20 protein-coding genes are annotated in these 24543 nt (G+C 37.9%); 7 read left to right on the top strand and 13 right to left on the bottom strand.

Annotated elements, in window-relative coordinates:
• Positions 1-53: 53 nt before the first annotated feature.
• The 5 genes from P278_RS16465 to P278_RS16050 all read right to left on the bottom strand — a co-directional run bounded on the left by P278_RS16465 (position 54) and on the right by P278_RS16050 (position 7881).
• Positions 54-236 (bottom strand): CPXCG motif-containing cysteine-rich protein, encoded by a 183-nt coding sequence (locus P278_RS16465; RefSeq protein ID WP_038269001.1) that lies wholly within the window; start codon positions 234-236, stop codon positions 54-56.
• A 12-nt stretch (positions 237-248) separates the two neighbouring features.
• Positions 249-1568 carry a TolC family protein gene (locus tag P278_RS16065; RefSeq protein WP_038269000.1) on the bottom strand — a complete coding sequence of 440 codons (1320 nt, stop codon included), beginning with the start codon at positions 1566-1568 and terminating at the stop codon, positions 249-251.
• Positions 1558-4755, bottom strand: a complete 3198-nt coding sequence (locus tag P278_RS16060; RefSeq protein ID WP_038268998.1) for an efflux RND transporter permease subunit — start codon at positions 4753-4755, stop codon at positions 1558-1560. The genes P278_RS16065 and P278_RS16060 overlap by 11 nt, the downstream gene beginning before the upstream one ends.
• A 5-nt stretch (positions 4756-4760) precedes the next feature.
• The gene (locus tag P278_RS16055; RefSeq protein WP_038268996.1) at positions 4761-5894 is read right to left on the bottom strand and encodes an efflux RND transporter periplasmic adaptor subunit; all 1134 of its coding nucleotides are present in this window, start codon (positions 5892-5894) and stop codon (positions 4761-4763) included.
• Between the two features lie 76 nt (positions 5895-5970).
• Complete coding sequence (locus P278_RS16050; protein WP_038268994.1) at positions 5971-7881, bottom strand: ABC-F family ATP-binding cassette domain-containing protein; 1911 nt, start codon at positions 7879-7881, stop codon at positions 5971-5973.
• 66 nt (positions 7882-7947) lie between these two features.
• On the opposite strand from P278_RS16050, the gene P278_RS16045 reads away from it, so the two are divergent.
• The gene (locus P278_RS16045) at positions 7948-8343 is read left to right on the top strand and encodes a DUF983 domain-containing protein (RefSeq protein ID WP_038268991.1); all 396 of its coding nucleotides are present in this window, start codon (positions 7948-7950) and stop codon (positions 8341-8343) included.
• Between the two features lie 7 nt (positions 8344-8350).
• On the opposite strand, the gene P278_RS16040 is transcribed toward P278_RS16045, so the two are convergent.
• The 8 genes from P278_RS16040 to P278_RS16005 form a co-directional block, all read right to left on the bottom strand.
• A complete protein-coding gene (locus P278_RS16040) occupies positions 8351-9412 on the bottom strand; it encodes an NAD(P)/FAD-dependent oxidoreductase (RefSeq protein ID WP_038268989.1) in 1062 nt (353 codons plus the stop codon).
• A 107-nt stretch (positions 9413-9519) separates the two neighbouring features.
• Positions 9520-10410 carry a type IX secretion system ring subunit PorN/GldN gene (porN, locus tag P278_RS16035; RefSeq protein ID WP_038268985.1) on the bottom strand — a complete coding sequence of 297 codons (891 nt, stop codon included), beginning with the start codon at positions 10408-10410 and terminating at the stop codon, positions 9520-9522.
• A gap of 93 nt (positions 10411-10503) precedes the next feature.
• Positions 10504-12099, bottom strand: a complete 1596-nt coding sequence (gene porM, locus P278_RS16030; protein ID WP_152973953.1) for a type IX secretion system motor protein PorM/GldM — start codon at positions 12097-12099, stop codon at positions 10504-10506.
• A 49-nt stretch (positions 12100-12148) separates the two neighbouring features.
• Positions 12149-12802 carry a type IX secretion system motor protein PorL/GldL gene (gene porL, locus P278_RS16025; RefSeq protein ID WP_038268980.1) on the bottom strand — a complete coding sequence of 218 codons (654 nt, stop codon included), beginning with the start codon at positions 12800-12802 and terminating at the stop codon, positions 12149-12151.
• Between the two features lie 70 nt (positions 12803-12872).
• Positions 12873-14228: a T9SS ring complex lipoprotein PorK/GldK gene (gene porK / locus P278_RS16020; protein WP_038268978.1), complete on the bottom strand. Its 1356-nt coding sequence runs from the start codon at positions 14226-14228 to the stop codon at positions 12873-12875.
• Positions 14229-14382: 154 nt separating this feature from the next.
• Positions 14383-15543 carry a formimidoylglutamase gene (locus P278_RS16015; RefSeq protein WP_038268976.1) on the bottom strand — a complete coding sequence of 387 codons (1161 nt, stop codon included), beginning with the start codon at positions 15541-15543 and terminating at the stop codon, positions 14383-14385.
• The gene (gene topA, locus P278_RS16010; protein ID WP_038268974.1) at positions 15544-18042 is read right to left on the bottom strand and encodes a type I DNA topoisomerase; all 2499 of its coding nucleotides are present in this window, start codon (positions 18040-18042) and stop codon (positions 15544-15546) included.
• A 129-nt stretch (positions 18043-18171) separates the two neighbouring features.
• The gene (locus P278_RS16005; protein WP_038268971.1) at positions 18172-19407 is read right to left on the bottom strand and encodes an LVIVD repeat-containing protein; all 1236 of its coding nucleotides are present in this window, start codon (positions 19405-19407) and stop codon (positions 18172-18174) included.
• Between the two features lie 143 nt (positions 19408-19550).
• Here P278_RS16005 and miaB point away from each other — a divergent pair, with 143 nt between their 5' ends.
• From miaB to P278_RS15975, 6 genes are all read left to right on the top strand, one after another.
• Complete coding sequence (gene miaB, locus P278_RS16000) at positions 19551-20996, top strand: tRNA (N6-isopentenyl adenosine(37)-C2)-methylthiotransferase MiaB (RefSeq protein ID WP_038269179.1); 1446 nt, start codon at positions 19551-19553, stop codon at positions 20994-20996.
• An 81-nt stretch (positions 20997-21077) separates the two neighbouring features.
• Positions 21078-22352, top strand: coding sequence for a sigma-54 interaction domain-containing protein (locus P278_RS15995; protein WP_038268969.1), 1275 nt, complete (start codon positions 21078-21080; stop codon positions 22350-22352).
• A gap of 36 nt (positions 22353-22388) precedes the next feature.
• Entirely contained in the window at positions 22389-22880 is a 492-nt protein-coding gene (gene lptE / locus P278_RS15990; RefSeq protein WP_038268966.1) for an LPS assembly lipoprotein LptE, read from the top strand.
• Between the two features lie 3 nt (positions 22881-22883).
• On the top strand, positions 22884-23702 hold the full coding sequence (locus P278_RS15985; protein ID WP_038268964.1) for a hypothetical protein: 819 nt from the start codon (positions 22884-22886) through the stop codon (positions 23700-23702).
• A 3-nt stretch (positions 23703-23705) separates the two neighbouring features.
• A complete protein-coding gene (gene secG / locus P278_RS15980; RefSeq protein ID WP_038268961.1) occupies positions 23706-24059 on the top strand; it encodes a preprotein translocase subunit SecG in 354 nt (117 codons plus the stop codon).
• Positions 24060-24212: 153 nt separating this feature from the next.
• Positions 24213-24491, top strand: a complete 279-nt coding sequence (locus P278_RS15975) for a co-chaperone GroES (RefSeq protein WP_038268959.1) — start codon at positions 24213-24215, stop codon at positions 24489-24491.
• Positions 24492-24543: the final 52 nt, after the last annotated feature.

Here is a 24543-nt window from a genome sequence, read left to right as displayed (position 1 = left end):
AGATATAAAATCTCAATAATTCAATCGTACTTTAAAACAGCCTAAATGTATATTTATTGTTCTATACTTATTGCCTCGAAAGCCATCACTCCTCCATTACTGCATTTCACTATCAGCTTTATAGGGTTGCAACAAATTTCGCAATCTTCTATATACTCCTGTGCGGGTAGCGAAGTATCTATCAATACAGATATCTGCTCCCAACAATATGGACACTGAAAAAAATGCTCTATCATACACCCAATATACTAAAAATCGGTATTAAGCAATTGTCCACTTACCTGAAGTGCTATCAACTCAGCAATCTTAGCTGTATACTTTGCCTGATTCTTTGCTAATACAGCATTCAACAAATTTATTTGTGCCTGCCTGAATTCCAGTGATGTTGCCTGACCAATCTTATAGCGTTCTTCTGTTCTGTCAAAATTATTTTTTGTAGTCAACACATTCTTCTCCTGGGTATCATAAATAAACAATGCATTTTGATAAGTTTCCCAAGCGTTTTTAATATTTCGCTCTACCTGCAACTCTGTTTGTCTTTTTATCAATTCCTGATTTGCGTAATTGATCTTAAGGTTTTTGGTATTGGTAATTGTGCGTCCACCATCAAAAAGATCCCAGGCCAAACTAACTCCTCCCGACAAACCAGTAGAGGTATTCTGCACGGTAAAAGCCAATGGATTGTTATTCGAAGCTTCATTCCATCCATAGGATCCGGATAATCCGATAGTAGGTAAAAATCCACTTTTCACTGCTTTGTAATCATAGTTAGAAATGGAGATATTCTTCTCCATAATCAGCATTTGCACGTTATTGGATTTGGCATCATTAAACATCTCTTCCATTAATAACCCTGAAGTAAAAGTAACAGTTGTGTCGACTGTAAACCCTGCATCCAGATCTCTATTGATTACCAAGTTCAAATCTCGTTTGGTATTGCGAAGCAATTGGTCTGAATTCAGTACATTAATACTATCCGTATTTACATCAACTTCTGCGTTTAATACATCCAGGCCTGTTGCCTGACCATAGTCAAACTGATATTTAATACGTTTCAAGCGATCTTTTGAAATTTCCAAAGCCTGCTTTAAATTACCATTATTCTCCTCGATTCTTGCCACTTCATAATACACCGTAAATAACTGTACAATGGTTGATTCAATGGTTTGACGTGCCTCTAATTCAGATAAACCATACTGTTCTTTCAAGCTTTTATAATTGTAATGCCTTCCCAATCCGTCAAAAAGGGTATAATTTAAATTAAGCGAGGCATTATATCGTCTTGTTTCCACACCATCAGCAGATCGGGTTGAGCCATCCCCCAACTCTCCTTCTGTATTTTGCCGATCTATGGAACCGGAAGCATTTCCTGAAAGGACGGGTAAAAACCCTGAATTAAGAATGTCGGCATTATTTTCAGCTATTTCTAAATTGTTATTTGCAATTTGTATCCCCAGGTTATTCTCGAGGGTAAGCTTCATGGCTTCTTCAGGAGTCAACACTTCCTGAGCTGTTAAGCTTGTCGTTACGAAAACAGTAAGTAGCAGTATACTTTTCTTAATGCTCATGTTCAGCTACGTTTAATTCTTTAATTGCTCTTTCAACTTCCTCTTTTGCTTTTCTCTGACCGGTCATTAACCATTTTACATTTACTTTTAAATAATTATTGGCAGACAAAAACAGTGGTAACATTAATAAGGTTAAAAATGTCGCTATGGCAATTCCATAGGAAATGGAAATAGCCATAGGCTTTAAAAACTGTGCCTGTCGGCTTTTTTCTAAAATTAAAGGAGCCATTCCTGCTATGGTGGTTAATGAGGTTAGAAATATAGCCCTGAAACGCGACTTTCCTGCTTCAAATAAGGCATCATCGAATTTCATCCCCTCCTTTAAATTTTGATTGAATTTACCTATGAGAACCAGACCATCATTTACCATAATCCCTATTAAGGCTATAATTCCCAGCCAAGACAACACATTGATCGGAAATCCGTGTAATTTATGTCCCCATGCTACTCCAATAACACTAAACGGTATCAAAAGAAGTAACATCAATGGCTGACTGTAAGAACGAAATGTAAATGCTATTACCGCATAGATCAAGAATATAATTACCGGGAATACCTCACCTGCTGAACGCGATAGTTTTTGAGCCTCTCTGTTCTGCCCTTCATACGAAGCTTTTACTGTTGGGTATTTTGATTGTATTTCAGGAACGACATTCATTTTAATATCTTCCAGGATATCTGTATTGCTCAATTTTACATCTGCGAGATCGGCATTTACCTGAATCTCCCTTAAGCCTTCCAAGTGATTGATCGCAACATCACCTCTGATAATTTCATAATTAGCAATCTCATCAAAAGGAATGCGTTCACCGGCAGGTGTTACGATACGCATCTGATCGAGATTATTGATAGACTCCCTATCTGCTCTGTCATACCGCACCCATACTCTTATCTCATCCTGACCACGCTGAAATCTTTGTGCCTGTACACCAAAGAATCCGGAGCGTACCTGACTCATTACTTCGCGCAAGCTTAACCCCAGGATATAGGCATTCTCCTTAAGGTTAATTCTGATTTCCTTAATTCCGGCCGGATCATTGTCATTAATATCTTTTAACTGCGGATTTTGAGCTAATACAGTTTTCAACTCTTCTTTAGCTGCTTTCAGTTCAGTGATATTATTACTTAACAAGGAGACGGAAACAGGACTTCCTCCGAAGTTACCGCCGGATCCAAAAATTAAACTTTCTACTCCCTGAACACTACCAACTTTATCTCTTAGGCTATTATTTATATCCGGTGATGGAAAATCCCGTTCTTCTCCCGGCAACAAATTGATCTGAAGCGAGGCTTTGGAACTTCCCGGTCCGATGTTTTTGATTATATTCTCAATTACCGGTTTGTTTCCGGTTTGTCTTTGCGTATACTCCTTTCCTACCTCTATAGCGGCTAATTCTATTTCTGAAATAATAGAATCCGTTATTTTCTCATTCGTTCCCTGAGGCATGACAAGGGAAACAGTAATACGATCACTGGCAATACTTGGAAATGTAGAGGTTCCTATAATACCCCCTCCAATTGCTCCGATGGTTATGATAAAAAAGGCACAAAACATGGCAAAAGAAAAAATCTTATTACTTAATGTGACCTTTAATACCGGAGCATACAGATAGTCTCTGAGGTATTTCATTATGCGATCACCAATTTTATTGATGTCTCTCATTTTAGCAAAGAAGGCTGCTATTTTAGTTCTTTTCTTTTTCTCTTCCTCCGATTCTCTTGACAAGGCTTTAGAGTGTGCTAAATGCGCGGGTAATATTACCAAGGCTTCAAATAAGGATACTGTTAGCGTCAGTACAACTACTGTGGCTACTTCCGAAAAGAATTCACCAATCCTACTATCTAAAAAGAAAAATGTACTGAATGCCAGGACGGTGGTTAAAATAGCCGACACAATAGGCGGAATCACTTCCATAGTACCATCTATTGCCGCTCTGACCGGTGATTTACCACGTTCATAATGCTGATAAATATTTTCACCAATTACTATTCCGTCATCAACCAGGATCCCGACTACTATAATCATCCCGAATAAAGACAATACATTGATCGTTACATCAAATCCACTAGCAAAAACAAACATCCCCAAAAAAGAAATTGGTAATCCAAATGCCACCCAAAATGCTAAACGGGTATTAAGGAAAAGTGACAAAAATACGATTACCAAGAATATTCCAACGGCTGCATTCTCTCCTAATAACTGAGTACGTTGTTTTAATCGAATAGAAGAGTCGCTAACCACATCAAGTTTTACATTATTGTTTTGCTGATTAAACTCCTCTATATAGCTCGCTACTTTTTCTGCGGTGGAAATCAGATCTTCGGTGTTGGTATTACTAACCGCAATATTTACTGATAAATTCCCATCAAAATAGGATGCGTTTGGATTTTCGGAAAACCGATCTCTTACGGAAGCTACTTCTTGTAGTCGTATTACATTACCTGAAGGATCTGCTCTTACTATCAGGTTATTGAGTTCATCAGCATAGTACGAGCGATTATTTGCCCTGATAAGATACTCTTCTGCTGAAGTTTTAATATTACCCCCTGTAACCAGGAGATTTGTTCGCGAAACCGCTTGTGCCACATCATTAAAAGTGAGATCATAGGCAAGCAGGTCATTTTCCCGAACGGCAATTTCTATTTCTTCATCGGGATAACCTGTAATTTCAATTTGCGATACCCCTTCCATACCACGCAAATCATTTTCTACCTCCCTGGCTATTTGTTTCAGGGTTGCCAGGGAAATACCATCGCCACTTACTGCGAAATTAATGGTCTCCCGAACATTTTCCCTTTTGGCTACTACCAAAGGTTCCATTCCCGTTGGAAAAGACGGCACCCGATCTACAGCATTTTTAACCTCCAAAAGCATAAAATCTATATTTTCATCTTTTAAGATTTCAATGGTAATGGTACCACTATTCTCTCTGGAGGTGGAGGTCACTCTATCTATACCTTCTAAACCTTTAAGGTTGTCTTCTATCTTTAGAATAACCCCTTCTTCAATTTCTAATGGAGAAGCTCCCGGGTAGGTAACATTAACGGTTATTGTTTTTGAATCTACTAAAGGAAAGAAAGAAGACTTGAGTCTTAAAACTCCAATAAAACCAAAAATTATAATTGCCAGTATACAAACATTTACCGCAACGTGATATTTTATGAAATACGAAATAATCTTCCTCATAATCCCTATTCTGCCTTATTTGTTGCTGACGAGTCGTTATATATCTTCACCAACATACCAGGATAGGCTCCAGGCACAGGTCGTGTTAATATTTGGGTTCCATCAGGGATATCCTTTACGACCACTTTTTTATCAGAATAATATACTGGTTTTACTGGCAGTACGTCTAACATGCTATCCTTGACAACAAAAACTTCCTGGTTTTCAAGAAGTAACTTTCTATCAATTTCAATAGCATTTTTTTCTTCTTTTGCATCAATTAATGCTTCCAGGTACATCCCCTCCTTTAAATCGTCGGATGTAACTTCAGCAAATGCGCTTATGGTTTGACTCTGAGGATTAACTCTTCCATTCACCCTAACGATCTTTCCTCCCCAACTTTGGGTTTTATCAAGATTTGTAAGCTCTACCCGCTCTCCTACTTTTAAAAGTCCTGCAAACGACTTATTAACAGTTACTTCCAATTCATATACAGAAGGATCTATAAACTCTCCTAGCTTTTGTCCATTTCTAATGAGTGTCCCTTCGGTGACCAAGGCTTCTGTTAAGACTCCTGAAAAGGGCGCAGTTATATAATATTTAGCCAGTCGCTGCTCGGCATTTTTAACTGAATAATAGGTCGTTAAAATATTTCGACCGGTAATAAAATAACGTTCTTTATCGGAAGTGAACTTCGGTAACTCCGGAGTAGGTTTATTAAGATCGTAATTATCCAGGTAATTCTGCCATTTAGGATAAAAATCAGGGAAGTCCAATCTTAAATCCGGGATGGCTGCGGCGATAAGATTATACAAATTACTTTTTTGTGATTGCACTCCTGCAGCAAACTCTGAGGCATCTATTCGCAGTAGTGTTTGTCCGGCTTTAAAGTTCTGACCTTCTTTAAAAGGTTTGCTACTGCCTTTAAAAATCCCCTGGACTTCAGCATACAATTCAACCCGGCGTTTTGCAGTTAAACTACCATTACTATTAACAACAATAGGCACGGCACCGTTTTGAACCTTTTCTACAAAGACGGTCTTTGCTCTCTTTTGTATTACAGGCTTTGGCTTATTCTTACTATCGATTAAATATTTGGCAAAGAATATCGAACCAACGATAACTCCTACGCCTAACACAGACAAAATTAAGTTTCTCATAAGTAGCTTTAAGGTATGCTACAAATCTATCTATTTGAAAGTGCGCAAATAGTTAAATATATCTTAAAAAGATCTTTTATGCATTGTCTTCCAATTCTTCCGAGATATTTTCCCAGTCTTGCATTAAACGCTCTAAATCGGCTTTCTTTTTTGAATAATTTTCAAAGAACACCGTATCCTCAGATAGTTCGTCATAGTTCTCAGCTAATTTTAAATCGGCCTTTTCTAAAGCTTTTTCTAATTCTGAGATCTGGGATTCTACCTTACTCAGCTTGTTCTTCAACGACTTGAGTTTCTTCTGATCTTCATAAGAGATCGCTCCGGAAGACTCTTTTTTCTCCTCTTTTATTTTATCTCGTTTTTCTATTTCACGAAAGTCTTCAACCTTACGTTGTTCAAGGTAGAAATTAATATCTCCCAGATATTCTTTGATGTTCTTATTTCTAAATTCATAAACCTTGTTCGTTAGACCTTGAAGAAAATCACGATCGTGAGAAACCAGAATTAATGTCCCTTCAAAGTTTTGAAGTGCTCCTTTTAAGACATTTTTAGACTTAATATCAAGGTGGTTTGTCGGTTCGTCCATTACAAGCACGTTAAATGGATGTAAAAGCATTTTACAAAGAGCTAATCTGTTCCTTTCACCTCCGGAGAGTACTTTTACCTTTTTATCAACATCATCTCCACGGAATAAAAAAGAGCCCAACATGTCTCTTACCTTAGCACGGTTGTTATCTGTTGCTGCATCGAGCATGGTATCTAACACCGTCTTTTCTCCGTCCAGGTAATCCGCTTGATTCTGGGCAAAATAACCTAATTGCACATTATGACCTAATTTAAGCGTACCAGCATAAGGGATCTCCCCAACAATCATTTTAGCCAGGGTTGTCTTTCCTTGTCCGTTTTGACCAACAAAGGCTGTCTTACTCCCTCTTTCCACTAACAGGTTAATATTTTTCAACACTTCCTTATCCCCATAGCTCTTTGCGGCTTTGTCAGCTTCAAGTACAACTTTACCAGGCTGAATTGATACAGGAAAACGCACATTCATTACAGCATTATCTTCTTCATCTACCTCGATTCGGTCAATCTTATCCAGCTTTTTAATTAAGGACTGGGCCATGGAAGCCTTACTGGCCTTCGCCCTGAATTTTTCGATCAGTTTTTCAGTTTGCTGAATCTGTTTCTCCTGATTTTTTTGAGCATTCATTTGTTGCTCACGCATTTCGGCTCTTAATTTCAGGTATTTAGAATATGGCTTGGGATAATCATAAATCTTACCCAATGAAATTTCAATGGTCCTATTGGTTACATTATCGAGGAACATTTTATCGTGTGAAACAATAACTACTGCTCCACTATAGGCGTTAAGGAATTGCTCCAACCAAATAATCGATTCGATATCGAGGTGGTTGGTCGGCTCATCCAGAAGCAACACATCATTGTCCTGGAGTAACAACTTAGCCAGCTCAATACGCATTCTCCAACCTCCTGAGAACGAATCTGTCAGTTTATCAAAATCATCGCGTTTAAAACCAAGGCCCTGAAGAACCTTTTCGGTATTTCCCTGGTAATTATAACCTCCGAGAACCTCATATCTATGTGTAATATCATTGAGGTCTATCATTAATTGATTATACCCTTCACTATCATAATCCGTTCGTGTTGCGAGTTGATGATTAATTTCATCCATTTTCAACTCCAGACCTTTAATTTCTTCAAACGCCTGATAAGCTTCCTCCAGTACGGTACGACCTTTAACAAAATCAATATCTTGCTTTAAAAAACCAATTTTAACTTCCTTATCTGTTGCAATAACACCAGTATCAGCTTCTGTTTCTTTAGACAGTAATTTAAGCATGGTTGATTTTCCTGCCCCATTTTTACCAATGAGTCCAGCCCTATCTCCCGGACTTAATCTAAAAGAAACTTCATCAAACAAAACTTCACCCCCGAATGAAACTGATAAATTATGTACGTTTAACATCTATTTGTTACAATTGTTACTAATAATATTTTGCAGTATATGTACTTTTGTACAAAACCTGTGCAAATGTTAAAAAAAGGAACGAAACTCTACAGTATTTTAACAGGAAGTTGTCCTAAATGTCATGAAGAGAGTATGTATTTAGATAATAATATGTATAATTTATCCAGCATATTTAAAATGCATGATCACTGCTCTCACTGTGGTACCAAATATAAAATCGAACCTTCATTCTTTTACGGGGCAATGTATGTAAGCTATGGCGTAGGGGTAGCAGTAGCCGTGGCAGCATTTGTTTTAAGTTATTTGATTATTGGCTCCAGTTTAAAGACATCTTTTATTGCGATTGTAGGATCTTTAATTGTATTTATGCCTATAATCATGCGATTTTCCAGAAATATCTGGATTAATTTCTTTATTAAATACGACCCTAAATCTTTGAAAAATCCTTCCAACAAATAGCACCCAACTATTGGTTTAGACTTTTGTACTTTTTATCGAACCTCCTGATATTCATTTCTTCATCAAGCTCCGATTGATGTGTTATGAATTGATATAATTGCTCCGAAGCATCTGGGGCTATCATTACTCCTCTAGAGCCCATACCATTTAAGATGTATAGATTTTTATATTCAGGATGTTGCCCTACCAGAGGTCTTCTATCCGTAACTGTAGGCCTGATCCCCGCTTTTTGATCAACCACTTTATAGTTACATTTTATAAAGGTCTCCATCTTGCTCAACAATTCCTGCCTGGCTTTTTCAGTGACCTCGTTCGTTTTATCGTGCCACTCATATGTAGCTCCTACACGATAAAGATCTTCACCAATCGGAATGAGAAATACAGATGACTTCAGGACAAAATTGATTTTAAGTGCTGGTGCATGAATCGTCAACAACTCACCTTTGGTTCCGTTTAAAGGCAGGTAATTAAAAAATGGATTTTTTTTAAGTCCAAATCCATCACAAAACACAATGTGCTTTGCTTTTAAGTCTTTATACTCAATATAGTTTTCACTCAACTCCAGAAGTTCATAGTTAAACTTTTCCCGGATCAACAGCCCTCTTGAATTCAGGTATTTGGTATAGGCCTTAACCAAAGATTCAGTATCAATTCTTCCAGTACCTAGTACTTCTCCATAACCATAAGTTGCCTCTATACAACTGTGATCCTTCTGAATAATTTTAGTTGACAAGAAATCTTCTAATAGCGGTTTATCAGATGCATCAAACCATAGGTTTTGCTCTTCAACGGAAGCAAAACGTCTATACACAGGTACCTTATAATCGAAACGCATGTCTAACTTACTTTCTAAACGAGCATAAAAAGGTTTCGCTTTTTTTAACTGTTCATGAGCCCTCCAGACTTTTGTAAAGCGCTTCAAAATAACAGGATTATACAATCCTCCGGCAACTACGGACGATTGTTGAGAATCGTCATCAAAAACCACAAAAGATTTGTTATCTGCTAACAATTGTTCAGCAAAGGAAGTCCCTGCCAAACCCAAACCTACTATTATATAATCCACCATAACGCAAAGGTAGCCGTTATTTGAATCTAGACAAGGTAATTAAAAAACAAATCGCCTGAGCGGTTGGTCAGGCGATGTATTGTATATTGAATTGGAAATCGACTTATTTAGTAACTCCACATATCTTGCTCTTTATCACGTAAACGTTCTTTGATACGCTGAGCTTCCAATAACTGGAATAATGCATTGTCTTGTATATAATCTTCGATCTTCCTGTCTCCATAAACATTCTCTTCCTTATAAATATAGGCATTAAAACGCCGTGCATTTAACAATTGATCGAAAGAGATAGGTCGTGCAGTGTTAGCACCATTAAATGCCTTCGCTTCGTGTAGAATCTCTCTGGCACTTGGAAACCAAACCCAAAAAAGAGGCACCAAATCCTGGTGTTCACTATCGATAAAGTTGACATCCGGAGCAACAGGTGCAAGTCCTATAAGTCTATACTTAAGTTCACCTTGACGCTTATCAAAATACCACACTCCTTTAATCCAGTATTCCTGAATATCAGCTGAGGTAATTCTCCTTCTGTTTACATACTCAGGAGAAACCTGCTCTCCTGCATTTAGTTGTTCATAACCAAGATCTGTAGTATCTACTTTAACCAAGGTAGCTTCTAAATCTTCAAAATTTCTTCGCTCTGTGAAGTATGAATCCACGTAAATATCCTGAAGATTCCCATTTTTAATATTCTTTACCAGCACATCGTACAGTGATCTTCTATCACTTCCGATGCCTACGGTATCAACCGGATAATATAATGGGAAATTAATCCTTTCATCTAAATCGATACGCTCCCATGTAGTTTTAGACCATAAAATATCTCTATCATCTACATACCCATAAGGTAGTGGTGCGTCATTATCAGCTTCAATTTGCTCCATTGTTTTAACCCCAACTTGTTCTGGGATCTTGGCATTAAGTAAGTTTGCCTGAGCAAATGTCGCAGTACTAAAAAGTACTCCCGAGATTACACATATTATACTTTTCCAATTCATAATAACTTGTAATATTTTGTTCTTATTAAAATTTAACTGCTTTTAAAGTTATAACGAAAAAAAAGCAGTTAAATTTTATGTTAAGATCGTTTATTAGTTCGTAAGCTCCACCACTACAGGCGAAACCTTCTTAAGCTTATAACTTCTGTTATTCGTAATATAAGCCTCGATATCGAAGATTTGAACTACTTCACCTCTTCTAGCTCTTTGAAGTGCTGCCTTAGCACGTCCGTCAAGCTTGTTACCTCTAACCTGCACAGTTGGCTGACCAGGAACTTTAAATTTAAATCCGCTAATAGCCAGGTTAAGGTCAAAGTCAAAGTCTTCTAAAATAGCACCTACAGTAGAAATTTCGAGGTTAGATCTAGGCATTTTAATTTCGCCAAATTCACCTCTTACGGTTCCTGAAGGTCTTGGAATATCCTTAATTCTAAATGTCTTTCTATCAGAAACACCTACTCCACCCGGTAATTTACCAGAAACTGAAATGGTTACTTCTCTACCCGTTCCAGGGTTCATAACATATCTACCTGCACCGCCTACCTTTTTTAAACCAGGAGCATTAGCACTTACATTACCAACTCCAGGTATTGAAATGGTCATCGGGTTAGAAACCCCACGATAAACCACATTCATTTTATCGGCAGAAATTACTGCAGAGTTCGGCTTAGGAATCACTGTGAATGTTTGCTTAACAGGAACTTCTATTTCTTCTCCATCCTGAGCAAAAATCAAGTTACCTTCTATCGTATGATCACCAACATTACCAGTATTAACAGTTAATCGAACACGACCATCTTCAATAACATAATCGTCTTCACCTAACTCTTTCCCATCTAAAGTAAGCTCTACTCTATTTGGCTTCGTTGTGGCATCCTTTCTTCCTAATACAATTTGACCATCGAAGTTCTCACCTGCAAAATAAGCAGACTTTGGAGCTTCTAACAAGGTTGTATAGTTTGTCATTGAAACCTCCTGAGTTAACTGACCTTGCAACATTGCTTTAAGAATCTCATCCTGAGTTGTTCTGATATCTGATTGTAAAAGGGTAATTTTAGTCATTGAGGCTACCAAAGGGAAACCTTCATAGTGATAGTTTAACCAATCTACCGGCCTACCATCTCTATTTTCTACTTGTCCTTTGTCATCTCCTGTGCTAAAACGAGCTTCGATTGCATCGACCAAAGCCTTTTTCTGAGCAGGTTTCATCAAAGAATCAGGTATCTTATTAATAACCTCTGAACTACTGGTTCTGAAATTATTGATCTTATCAACAAACTCCTGACCTTCTACAGAATAACGCTCTCCCTGAAAGAACTTCTGATCTAAGAAGTTGGATTTATCCATTACTTCATAATCCTGTTGATCTTCCTGAGCTAATCCGGCTAACATTTCAGATTTAAGGTTATCGAGGTAACCGTAAAATTCGCCAGATGATTCTTTTATTGTTTGAACATCTTTAAAAAGTGCCTCATACTTTAAAGGCTCTTCAGATGCTTTAAGTTCTAAACTTGCAAATGCATTTGCGTTACGTTCAGCTGCTTTATTATTAAAATTAGTCAACTTTTCGTTTAACAAACCAAATGCTGATAACACCTCTTTACTCATATTCAACGCTAACATCGCGATGAAAATCAAGTACATGAGGTTAATCATTCGTTGCCTTGGTGATAATTTTCCTGCCATGATCTCTTAATTAGTGTTAATTAAATTTTTAAAATGAATAATTATCAACTAATTAACCTCTACCATTCATAGCAGTAAGCATATTACCGTATACACCATTTAAAGAAGATAAGTTGCTGGTTAATGAAACCATCTCCTCTTTAAGTTTACCGGCATTTTCAGCTACTTCTTCGTTTATTGAAGCCTGTCTGTTTGCACTTTCTAATTGTACTTTATATAAACTATTTAATGATTCCATTTGCGCAGCAGCCAATGAAAGCTCTTCCGCATATTTTTTAGTAGAACCAATAGCCTCTGCTGTAGGAGCGATCCCTTTAGCAGCTCCTTCGAAGCTACGAATGCTTTCTCCTAAGCTATTCATTAATGAAGCATCTAATTTAGCCTCTTTAAGCATATCATCTAGTTTTCTAGACAATAACCCTTCAGCTTCTTTTGCTTCTTGCGCTTCATTTTTTCTAGATTTACTTTCTCCTCCTGCTAATTCCGGATAAACCAAAGACCAGTCAAGGTCTGCATCTACGGGTTCGAAAGCCGAAATAGCAAAGATAATAGCCTCAGTGATAAGACCGATAGCTAATAGAACTGTACCGTTCAGTGGACCAATTTCCCAGTGAGCGATTTTAAACAACGCACCCAATATTACAATTGATGCTCCAAGGCCATAGGCCATGTTAAATAGTTGCTTGGTTGATTTTGATTGTGCCATAGTAATTAAATTTTAGTTGTAGTTAAGCTTTATGGTTAATTCAATAATTGTGGGCTAAGCCAGAAGTAGATTATTTGCTTTGTGTAACATCGGTCCCCATGTAATCTTGCACGGTTCTGAAACCAATGTAACTCCTAGCAGTATCTTGATACTCATAATCTCTGGTACTTACTTGTAGGAAATATGCAACATCCTTCCAAGACCCACCTCGGATAACTTTACGCTGGTTATCGTCGTCCAGGGTATTTGGGTTCATTGTTGACACATATTCGTAAGCATTTGGATCATAAGAAGAGTTTGTCCACTCCGACACATTCCCCGCCATATTGTACAAACCATAATCGTTAGGCTCATATGACTTTGCCTCTACAGTGTACAACGCTTCATCCGCAGCATAATCACCGCGAAGTGGTTTAAAGTTCGCCATAAAACAACCTCTATCATTAAGTATATATGGTCCTCCCCATGGATACTTACCCGATTCGATTCCTCCTCGGGCGGCATATTCCCACTCCTCTTCTGTTGGAAGACGGAATTGGTTTGCCGGTTGTTTTCCTTTGCTTCTATTGTAATCGTTTAAATATTTTGATCTCCATGCACAAAATGCTTTTGCTTGTTTCCACGATACTCCAACTACCGGATAATCTCCGTAAGCATCATGCCAGAAGTAGTCATTGTGCATTGGCTCATTGTATGAATAACTAAAGTCTTTGATCCAAACGGTGGTATCAGGATAAATCATGATCTCCTCGTGTTTGATATGATCCTTTCTACTACCTTTTTTATCACGGGCAGCTGCCTGAATATCAATCCAATCGTATTGAAACTTAAGCTTCTGAACATTTATAGTTCTAATTCCGTTGTAAGATTCTTCACTTGGAATATACATAGAATCCATAACCTCTGCATAGAATTCATCTGGATAATCATTGATATTCCATTCCAAATCTACGCGTCTGTTAAGCATTCTTCCTTCATAGCCTGTCTCACCCATGCCTGTGTAATTCTCAAGCATGTATTTCTGATATACAGAAAGGTTAGACGTATCAGCATCCATAAAGGCATACTCTCCAATACCTCCATTTCCTGGAGTTTCTCCCATCATATCTGCCATAATAGCTAGATTGGTACGTACAATTGAGTCTTTAACCCATTCTACGAACTGACGGTACTCGGCATTGGTAATTTCTGTTTCGTCCATGTAGAAAGCTCGGACGGTTACGGTCTTGGCTGGTGCATCTGAAGCATCTGCGATGTCTTCTTCAGATTTTCCCATAATGAAGGATCCTCCTGGTATCAGGGCCATACCTTTCGGCTTCTCAGGGTACCATTTTTTTCCTTTAACACCCACTAACTGGCCACGGTCTCCAGAGCCACAGCTATACATAAACAATGTAACGAGTGCTAATAAAAATAGCTTTTTCATATACATAATTGAGGTTAAATTACAATTTTAAGATTGAGAAGGTAAACCTATCTAAATAATTTCAAAAAAACAATACTTATGTGAAATTTCTGTTAAACAGCTTAATTGTTTCTTTAAAATTCCGAACAGGTTTATCTACCCAACTTATTCTAAATCACACCATCATTTTCTTATAAGCCTTCCACCAGCGTTCTGGTAATTTATTGTTACAGGCTTCCAAATAATCATGATGGGTGCAAGGTATTAACGTATGTCTTTTGAATTTATTATCTAAAAATTCATTTTCTGACACTTCAACCCACCATCTTCCTGATGAAATACTCTTGTAAAAGTTAACATCAGCATCTTCTAATGGTACGATATACCGTTCATAATTATCATTTATAGCACTAAACGGATAATCATTTTTCCTACAATTATACCCTTCTATATAATACCATATTATTTGAGCCACTAATTGCTCAAACTGGCTATTATTAACACATTCATATATTCCGAACACTGAAACTTTATCACTTATTCCCGCATAACGTGCAATGGCACAAATCTCTCTGCCATCAAATCCATTTGGATGCAATCTGGCATCGGAGCCTAAATCTGCCGAACGGACCGACGTCATATCAAGACTAACCACATCTGCATCCCTCATAACGGGCTCCACCAATGTTATATCATGAACAATCTCCCCCAACCTGTAAGCTTCAAAAAACAGCTTCCCCATCAGATCGATTTCTTCCTGGGCATTATAATAAGTTTGATAACCTACGTTAGAAAAGTTAAACAAATTATTTGGCTGATCTACTACTATTTTACTTAAATATGATTGTGAGGATATCAACTCATCTGCCGAACCAAAATCAAAACGACTATCTACCGAAACCAGGTTCACCATCTGTTCCAGCTTATCAAACCCCCGGTAGGTAGCATACGTTAAATCCTGACTACCGCCTAGCACTATGAGATTTATTCGTTTTTTAGCTAATTCTTCCGTGAGTTTTGCCAAAGCGAAATACGTATCATCTACAGTTTCTCCCGGCTCTATATTCCCTAAATCAGCAATAGCAGCATTCCAATTCCCCAGGAAAAGCTTGTAAACAGATCTCCTGAAATCCGAGACCTTTAATCCTTCGCGAGATTTGATTGAAGCATTACGAATTTCGTTCACAGCAACAATTGCTACTTGTACTCCGTCCAGGTCAGGCACCCCACTGGCTTCTGTGTGAATCCTTATGTTTCTACCTAAAGATTGCACCGGTAAAAGTTCATTATGTGCCAGCACAACCTGCTCAACTGGTGATAAAAATTCTAAATCCACTTACTTTTTAGATTTGGTTGTTTTTTTCTTAGTGGTCTTTTTCTTAGTGGTCTTCGTCTCCTTCTCTATAATCTCTTTCACCTCTTCAAGCGTCAGCTTGGTTGCATCAACAGTTTTAGGCAAGTTTATCTTTTTCTTCCCTTTTGTTATGGTAGAGGTACCCCATCTTCCCTTCTCTAACTTTATATCTTCCTCTTCCCAATAATTAATGAGCTTTTCAGCATCTTTACGTATTTTATCCTCTATTAATGTCACGATATCCTCATCTGATAAATTATCGAAATCGTATTTCTTATTGACATTAATAAATTTGCCATCCCATTTTATATAAGGACCAAAGCGACCTTTTCCTTTGGTCACTTCTTTATCCTGATATGTGGCTATTGGCGCATCTGCTTTTTGTTTTTCTTTAATAAGCTCAATTGCCCTATCTAAAGTTACATCAAACACCTCATCATCCTTGGCAAGTGAAACAAATGATTTACCGAAGCGTACATACGGTCCGAATCGACCAACATTAACTGCCACCTCCTGATCTTCATAACTCCCAAGGATTCTTGGAAGTTCGAAAAGAGACAACGCCTCTTCTAAAGTTAAAGTTTCAATTGACTGATCGGGCAACAAACTGGCGAATCTCGGTTTTTCTTCTTCCTCTGAAGTACCAATTTGAGCCATCGGTCCGAACCTACCCAACCGCACACTAACCTGACGACCACTCTCCGGATCAACTCCCAGGACACGCTCTCCTGTTTCTCGTTCAGCATGCTCCTCAACATCTTTTACATTTGGATGAAAATCTTCATAAAAATCTTTCATCATTTTCGTCCAGTCTTCTTCACCGGATGCGATATTATCAAAATTTTCCTCAACCCTGGCTGTAAAATTATAATCGAGTATACTTGAAAAATGATTCACGAGAAAGTCATTTACAATCATTCCGATATCCGTAGGGACTAACTTACCCTTGTCGGAACCTACTTTTTCAGTCAGAGTCTCTTCCTTGACACTATCAGCCAACAGTGTTAACTGCATGTATTTTCTTTCAACACCTTCTACAGTTCCTCTTTCCACATACCCCCTGGTTTGAATGGTTGAAATTGTAGGCGCATAGGTTGATGGTCTTCCTATCCCTAACTCTTCCAGTTTCTTCACCAAAGACGCTTCTGTATACCTATACGGAGGACGACTGTATCTTTCCGTAGCAGACATATACTTCTTTTCAACTTGTTCACCGACTTTTAAAGCCGGTAACATTCCAGCCTGCTCTTCGTCCTCATCATCTGTTCCTTCGAGATACACCTTCAGGAATCCGTCAAACTTCAACACCTCTCCGCTTGCAGCAAAAAGTTCATTATGCTTATCTGCTGCAATTTTAACATTTGTACGCTCTAATTGCGCCTCACTCATCTGGGAAGCTACAGTACGCTTCCAGATCAGCTCATATAAACGAGCCATATCTCTCTCCACATCTCTCAAACTATGGACAGCCATATTGGTTGGACGAACAGCCTCGTGAGCTTCTTGCGCTCCCTTCGCCTTCGTCGCGTAATTTCTTGGTTTGCTATAGCGCTCACCATAAGAACGCAAGATTTCTTCCTTAGCAGCATTAACAGCCTCTGAAGAAAGATTTGTACTATCGGTTCTCATATAAGTAATGAGTCCGGCCTCATACAACCGTTGCGCCATGCGCATCGTTTTACTAACTGAAAAATATAACTTTCGGGAAGCCTCCTGCTGTAATGTCGATGTTGTAAAAGGTGCTGCCGGCGACTTTTTAGCCGGTTTGGTATCAAGGTCTGCTACACTAAAGTTTGCCCCTATATTTTTTTGCAAGAAAGCAGCCGCAGACTCCTTGGTTTCAAAAGTATTATTCAGCTTCGCCTTAAAAACCTTTCCTTCTTTAGTTACAAACTCAGCCGCTATCCTGTACGATGGTTCCGGAGCGAACCCCTGGATCTCTCTTTCTCTCTCAACGATTAATCGAACTGCCACAGACTGCACTCTTCCTGCTGATAATCCTGTTTTTATTTTTTTCCAAAGAATCGGCGAAATCTCATATCCTACTAAACGATCTAAAACACGTCTTGCCTGTTGCGCATTGACCAAGTTATAATCTATCGATCTCGGATTCTCGATGGCCTTTAAAATCGCATTTTTAGTGATGGAGTTAAAAACAATTCTCTTGGTTTTATCCTTATCCAGCTTCAAAGTTTCAGCCAAGTGCCAGGCTATCGCTTCTCCCTCCCGGTCTTCATCACTCGCTAGCCATACCACTTCGGATCCTTTAACCAAATCTTTAAGCTTCTTAACCAAAGCCTTCTTCTCTTTATCAACAACATATTTTGGTTTAAAATCTTTTTCCACATCAACTCCCAACTCGCGCGAAGGCAAATCAGCAATATGCCCAAAACTAGAGGTTACCTTAAAGTCTTTCCCTAGAAACTTCTCAATCGTCTTAGCCTTTGCAGGCGACTCCACTATCACTAAATTCTTTGCCATGAACAATCTTATTTAATCCTACAAAAGTAAATAAGTTTTTTTATTTCCAGCGAAATGTACCTATTCTCCACAAAAAAAGCCTGCTTAATTACAGGCTTAATAATAACTTAATGCTTTCCTGAAAAAAACTTAATCCAGACTGAACTGACTAATCAATTTCACCCCATCTTCCTGATATGAATATTGATACAGCCGCTGCTCCCCGATCATCATTAGTATTTCCTGCATCGGTATCACATCATAAGTCATCATTCCTTCCAAATGATTAATCAATTGTAAATCTTCAACATTCGTTTTATCATAAACCTTTAATCCAGATTCTCCATCACACACGAACAACATATCATCTTTTACTCCCAACCCATAAGGTCCATCCATACTATAGGTCTTCACTAAAAAAGGATTCGCAATATCCGTTACATCCACAATTTGCAGACTACTCTCAAATGCACCGCAAGAATTACCACCTCTTAATGTTATGTAAGCATAATCACCATCGACCACTACCGGGTCACAAGCCGTACCGTGTAAAAATTCAGCAATGTAATTTGGCGCTGAGGGAACTGACAAATCAAAAACAAACATTCCGGACCTACTACCTAAAAATAAATGTTCTCCCCGATTGAAAATTGTTTCGATATCGAAACCTGCGTGAACCTGATTTAATTTCTTAGGGGCTTCAAGATCTTTTATATCAAACACGTGAATAGAATGACTATCTACCGAATACATATAATCTTCAACAATTTTAAACCTGGCCAAAGAGCCACCTTGACCAGCCACGGCTGCGGAATTCTCAGAAGAAAAAGCATCCATCGTAAATATCCCCGTATCGTAACCATCTATCTCCCTGCGTTCTTTCTTCACCTCCCATCCTACAATCACCGCTTCTGTATCCGGAAACTTCGAATAATCTACAACATCAATGGTTTCATCATTTGGAAAAACCGGATAATACGAAAACACATCTTTTAGCCGGGAAATCTCTTGTATCTTATCAAGATCACTCAAGTCAAAAACTACCAAATCAACATAACTATCCGCATATAGAAAATCCCCCTTCATTTCCATATCCATATTCCCCGGAATTTTCACAAAAGCGATTTTTTCAGGATTTTCAGGATCACTATTATCAATTACATGAATACCTTCCTTCACATCATTAATGAGAACCAGATCTTCCTGAACATAAATTTTACCAGATTCTAAAACTGGCTGCGGAACTGTAATGTCGACAGAAGATCGCAAAGTCTCCATGGTCATATATTGAGGAACGGCTACATTCATCACCTCATATTCATCATCACTATGACATGAGGCAATTAACAGCGATAAAAAACACAGCAAAATCAATTTGGTTTTCATAATGTTAAATGGATTGGTTTCTTAAGAGATGGAATTGTTCGCTAAAAGTTGCGTTAAATTTGCTCTGACAATTTGTCACAACCTCGTATAAAATATTATCTTTGCACCCTATTTTCATTAAAGTTAATATTACAGATACAGGTATGGAGAAGATCATAGACGAAAAGAAGCAAGGTGAAAGTCTGGTAATTGAACAGCAAAAAGAAAACGATCGCAAGCTCTATATAGAAAGCTATGGCTGTCAGATGAATTTTTCTGATAGTGAAATTGTGGCCTCTATTTTATCTAAAGAAGGTTTCAATACTACGCAAAAATTAGAAGAAGCTGATCTCGTTTTGGTCAATACATGTTCTATTAGAGATAAAGCGGAACAAACTGTACGCAAAAGATTAGAGCAATACAATGCAGTAAAAAAAATAAACCCTTCTATGAAGGTAGGAGTTTTAGGCTGTATGGCTGAGCGATTAAAAAGTAAATTTCTGGAGGAGGAAAAAATCGTCGATATGGTTGTAGGCCCTGATGCTTATAAAGATCTACCGAATTTGATCAGGGAAGTAGATGAAGGAAGGGATGCAGTCAATGTTATTTTATCCAAAGAAGAAACCTATGGCGATATAGCCCCTGTACGATTGAACAGCAACGGCGTTTCTGCCTTTGTATCCATAACTCGTGGATGTGATAATATGTGTACATTTTGTGTTGTTCCATTCACAAGGGGCAGAGAACGTAGCAGAGACCCTCAATCTATAATGGAAGAAGTGAATGATTTATGGAACAGAGGCTTTAAAGAGGTAACCTTGCTGGGACAAAACGTTGATAGCTACTTATGGTATGGAGGTGGCCTAAAGAAAGATTTCGACAAAGCCACGGATATGCAAAAAGCCACCGCTGTAAACTTCGCCAAACTGCTAGCCCTGGTTGCCGAAGCGCAACCTAAAATGCGCATACGATTCTCCACATCAAATCCGCAGGATATGACTTTGGATGTAATTGAGTCGATGGCTAAGTATCCAAATATTTGTAAGTATATTCATTTGCCAGTTCAAAGTGGTAGTAATCGCATACTGGAGGAAATGAATCGTCAACATACCCGGGAAGAATATTTTGAGTTGATTGACAACATCAAAAAGCTGATACCCGATTGTGGTATCTCTCAAGACATGATTGCCGGCTTCCCAACTGAAACCGAAGAAGACCATCAAGACACTTTATCTTTAATGGAGTATGTTAAATACGACTTCGGATTTATGTTTATGTATTCGGAAAGACCAGGAACCATGGCCGCAAGGAAAATGGAAGACGATGTTCCTGAAGAAACCAAGAAAAGAAGGTTAACAGAAATCATCAACCTCCAGCAAAAACATAGTTTACTGAGAACTCAGCAACATTTAGGCAAGGTTGAGGAGGTTCTAATTGAAGGAAATTCGAAAAAGTCAAACGAACACTGGAAAGGTAGAAACACCCAAAATACCGTAGTTGTATTCCCAAAGGAAAACTACAAAATCGGAGATTTTGTCAATGTAAAAATTACTGACTGTACCTCAACAACCTTAATTGGTGAGCCTGTTGGTTATTCAGACAACAATTAAAAAAATACCGAAGGTATCGATCGAGAATAAGTTACGATCTTGATTCCTTCAGATCATTATAGCTGTTTTAAACTCTAAGAAATGGAAAATGTTCAAGCCATAAAACAACGCTTTGGTATTATCGGAAACGATATAAAACTAAATCGTGCCATTGAAAAAGCGATCCAGGTAGCACCTACAGATATTTCTGTATTAGTTACAGGTGAAAGCGGTGTTGGTAAAGAAGCAATTCCAAAGATTATACATTCACTTTCACACAGAAAACACGGCAAGTTCATTGCTGTAAACTGTGGGGCTATCCCGGAAGGAACTATAGACTCAGAACTTTTCGGACACGAAAAAGGTTCATTCACCGGTGCAACCCAAACTCGAAGCGGTTATTTTGAAGAAGCAAATGGGGGTACCATTTTTCTGGATGAAGTTGGGGAATTACCTTTAACTACTCAGGTTCGATTATTAAGAGTCCTGGAGAATGGAGAATTCATCAAAGTGGGATCTTCTAAAGTTCAGAAAACAGATGTAAGAATTGTGGCGGCAACGAATGTTAATATGTTTGAAGCCATTGAAAAAGAAAAATTCAGAGAGGATCTATATTATAGGTTAAGCACGGTGGAAATTCATTTGCCCCCACTGCGTGAACGCAGGGACGACATCCACTTATTATTTAGAAAATTTGCTGCAGATTTTGCTCAAAAATATAAAATGCCTACCATCAGACTGGATGATGAGGCCGTTGTTTTATTAAACAAATATCGTTGGAGCGGAAATGTGCGTCAACTTAGAAACATTGCCGAGCAAATATCGGTATTGGAACAAGAAAGAAGTGTTAGTGCCAACACCTTAAGATCTTATTTACCTGACTACAAACCAAACCTTCCGGCTGTCATAAACCATAGCAAGTCAGATACTGATTTTAGTAATGAAAGAGAAATTTTATACAAAGTTCTTTTTGACATGAAAAGTGACTTGAATGACTTAAAAAAGCTTACTCTGGAACTCATGGAGACTGGCGACAATGAGCAGGTTCAAGAAGACAACAAAACCCTTATTAATAAGATTTATGGGTCAGATTCAGAATCGGAAGACAGTTTTGATTCTGCCGAAGATATCGATGAGGCTTTAGAGGTTTTACCGCTCAATAGCCCTCCCGCCCTTCCTAATCATAATTCGCTAGAGGACAAATACCATTTTGCCGAAGATATTGAAGAAGAGGAAACGCTTTCTCTTCAAGAAAAGGAATTAGAACTGATAAAGAAGGCATTGGAACGAAACAACGGAAAGCGAAAAGCGGCGGCGAAAGAATTAGGGATTTCCGAACGAACTTTATATCGAAAAATAAAACAATACGATTTGTAACATTTTTTTCGTTCTTTTGAACGGAATTAAAACACTATGAAAAAACACATTTTCTATATATTACTTATTTTAAGTTTTCAGTCGTGTGGATTTTATTCTTTTACAGGAGTAAACACCACCGCCGAAACTTATCAGGTTAATTTCTTTCAAAACAATGCCCCCATTATTGAACCTGGATTGGATAGAGATTTCACTTTAGCCTTACAGGACCTCATCCTGAACCAGACAAATCTTGACCTTGTTAAGACAGGGGGTGACCTTGTATATGAAGGAGAAATTGTTGAATACCGAATATCCCCCATGAGTGCAACTGCCGAACAAACAGCTGCGCAAAACAGATTATCTATAGGTGTCATGGTTCGTTATTTTAACACCGACGATCCCGAGAAAGATTTTGAAAGACGCTTTTCCTTCTTTTATGATTTCCCAGCAACCACACAGGTACAAGCCATCAAAGAAGAAGCATATCAGGTAATATTTGAACGAATAACTCAAGATATCGTAAACGCAACACTAGCCGATTGGTAATTAATGAATGTTTCTGACTTCATACAGGTTTTACAGCATCCGGAAGAACTGAACACGGATCACTTTGCTGCACTGGAGAAAATCCTGGATGATTACCCCTATTTTCAATCTGCCAGAGCACTTTATTTAAAAGGTCTGAAAGACCAAGATAGCTTTAAGTACAATTCTGAGCTGAAAAAAACTGCAGCTTATACTACTGACAGGCGCATTCTTTTTGATTTCATAACCTCGGAAACCTTTCAACAAAATATTGTTGCCGAAAAACTTTTCACCCATTCTGTAAGCCAGATTGATGTTGCAGATCATGAAGAAATTAAGTTAAGAGACAATGAAACATTTGGTTTTAAAGAATCTGACGCTGATGCGGTATTAGACCCTGAATTGTTTAAGCCGAAAGACCCAACATCAAAAAAAAAACTAAAGATCGGTGAACCTTTAGATTTTAATGAAAATGAGAAGCATTCTTTTAACGAATGGTTGAAACTATCTTCGTATACTCCTATAGTAAGAGAGAAAACTTCAACCAAGAAAAAAAAGAATCCCCTCAAAAACAAACTCGACTTAATTGACAAGTTTATCGAGAACAACCCTAAGATAAGTCCTGTAAAAGAATTTGGGAATTCTGCGAACCTCGCCAAAGAAAATCAAGTCGAAAAAAGCGAGTTAATGACTGAAACTTTGGCAAGGGTTTACCTCGAACAAAAGAAGTACAAAAAAGCAATTCAAGCTTATAAAATTTTAAGTTTGAAATATCCGGAAAAAAGTGGTTTCTTTGCAGACCAAATTAATGCAATAAAAAAATTACAACAACAACATAATTAATTTATAATGACGTTTTCAATCTTTTTAGTGCTTATTATTATCGTAGCATTTTTGTTGGTACTAGTTATAATGGTACAAAACCCTAAAGGAGGAGGTTTATCATCAACATTCGGTGGTAACACACAAGTAGTTGGAGGTGTAAAAAAGACAGGGGATTTCCTGGATAAGAGTACCTGGACATTAGCTACTATTTTAATCGCTTTAATTTTATTATCCAACCTTTCATTACAATCAGGTCCGAATTCAGGATCTAAATTGTTAGAAGGACAAGAAATTGAAGCTCCTGCTCAGGATAATGCTCCAGCAGAAACTGAAACACCTGCTTCCAGTACAACAACAGATACTATAGCACAGTAAATAATAACCCTCTTTAGAGGTCAAAAATGCCAGTTTGTGTGACAAGCTGGCATTTTTTTATGCCGTATATGTCACTTTTTTGAATTGGCACAATTTCTGCCACATCTGAAACAGCAATTTGTAAAACATCTAAAAACATAAAAAGTTATCGATATGGCTAACTTAAGCATTAAACCATTAGCTGATAGAGTTCTGATAGAGCCATTGGCTGCAGAAACCACTACTTCATCTGGAATCATTATTCCTGACACTGCTAAAGAAAAACCACAAAAAGGAACTGTTGTAGCAGTAGGTCCTGGCACTAAGGACGAGCCACTAACTGTGAAAGTTGGTGACAGCGTATTATATGGAAAATACGCCGGAACAGAATTAAAATTAGAAGGCAATGAGTATCTAATGATGCGCGAGAGCGATATTCTGGCGATCGTATAACCCTTTTTAGTTTTCAATTCATTCAATAAGTTAAAATCATAATACTACAAAT

This window comes from Zhouia amylolytica AD3, assembly GCF_000511935.2.
Taxonomy (GTDB): Bacteria; Bacteroidota; Bacteroidia; order Flavobacteriales; family Flavobacteriaceae; genus Zhouia; species Zhouia amylolytica.
The sequence above is the reverse complement of the archived record's forward strand: the minus strand, read 5'-3'. Positions and strand labels throughout refer to the sequence as shown.

Bases quoted from the DNA above. Each gene is read 5' to 3' on its own strand.
- P278_RS15985 (WP_038268964.1), top strand. From the start codon at position 22,884: ATGAATGTTTCTGACTTCATACAGGTTTTACAGCATCCGGAAGAACTG.
- P278_RS16055 (WP_038268996.1), bottom strand. From the start codon at position 5,894: ATGAGAAACTTAATTTTGTCTGTGTTAGGCGTAGGAGTTATCGTTGGT.
- P278_RS16005 (WP_038268971.1), bottom strand. From the start codon at position 19,407: ATGAAAACCAAATTGATTTTGCTGTGTTTTTTATCGCTGTTAATTGCC.
- P278_RS16050 (WP_038268994.1), bottom strand. From the start codon at position 7,881: ATGTTAAACGTACATAATTTATCAGTTTCATTCGGGGGTGAAGTTTTG.
- P278_RS16040 (WP_038268989.1), bottom strand. From the start codon at position 9,412: ATGGTGGATTATATAATAGTAGGTTTGGGTTTGGCAGGGACTTCCTTT.
- miaB (WP_038269179.1), top strand. From the start codon at position 19,551: ATGGAGAAGATCATAGACGAAAAGAAGCAAGGTGAAAGTCTGGTAATT.
- porL (WP_038268980.1), bottom strand. From the start codon at position 12,802: ATGGCACAATCAAAATCAACCAAGCAACTATTTAACATGGCCTATGGC.
- P278_RS16465 (WP_038269001.1), bottom strand. From the start codon at position 236: ATGATAGAGCATTTTTTTCAGTGTCCATATTGTTGGGAGCAGATATCT.
- topA (WP_038268974.1), bottom strand. From the start codon at position 18,042: ATGGCAAAGAATTTAGTGATAGTGGAGTCGCCTGCAAAGGCTAAGACG.
- porN (WP_038268985.1), bottom strand. From the start codon at position 10,410: ATGAATTGGAAAAGTATAATATGTGTAATCTCGGGAGTACTTTTTAGT.
- P278_RS16045 (WP_038268991.1), top strand. From the start codon at position 7,948: ATGTTAAAAAAAGGAACGAAACTCTACAGTATTTTAACAGGAAGTTGT.
- P278_RS16065 (WP_038269000.1), bottom strand. From the start codon at position 1,568: ATGAGCATTAAGAAAAGTATACTGCTACTTACTGTTTTCGTAACGACA.
- P278_RS16060 (WP_038268998.1), bottom strand. From the start codon at position 4,755: ATGAGGAAGATTATTTCGTATTTCATAAAATATCACGTTGCGGTAAAT.
- porK (WP_038268978.1), bottom strand. From the start codon at position 14,228: ATGAAAAAGCTATTTTTATTAGCACTCGTTACATTGTTTATGTATAGC.
- lptE (WP_038268966.1), top strand. From the start codon at position 22,389: ATGAAAAAACACATTTTCTATATATTACTTATTTTAAGTTTTCAGTCG.
- P278_RS15975 (WP_038268959.1), top strand. From the start codon at position 24,213: ATGGCTAACTTAAGCATTAAACCATTAGCTGATAGAGTTCTGATAGAG.
- P278_RS15995 (WP_038268969.1), top strand. From the start codon at position 21,078: ATGGAAAATGTTCAAGCCATAAAACAACGCTTTGGTATTATCGGAAAC.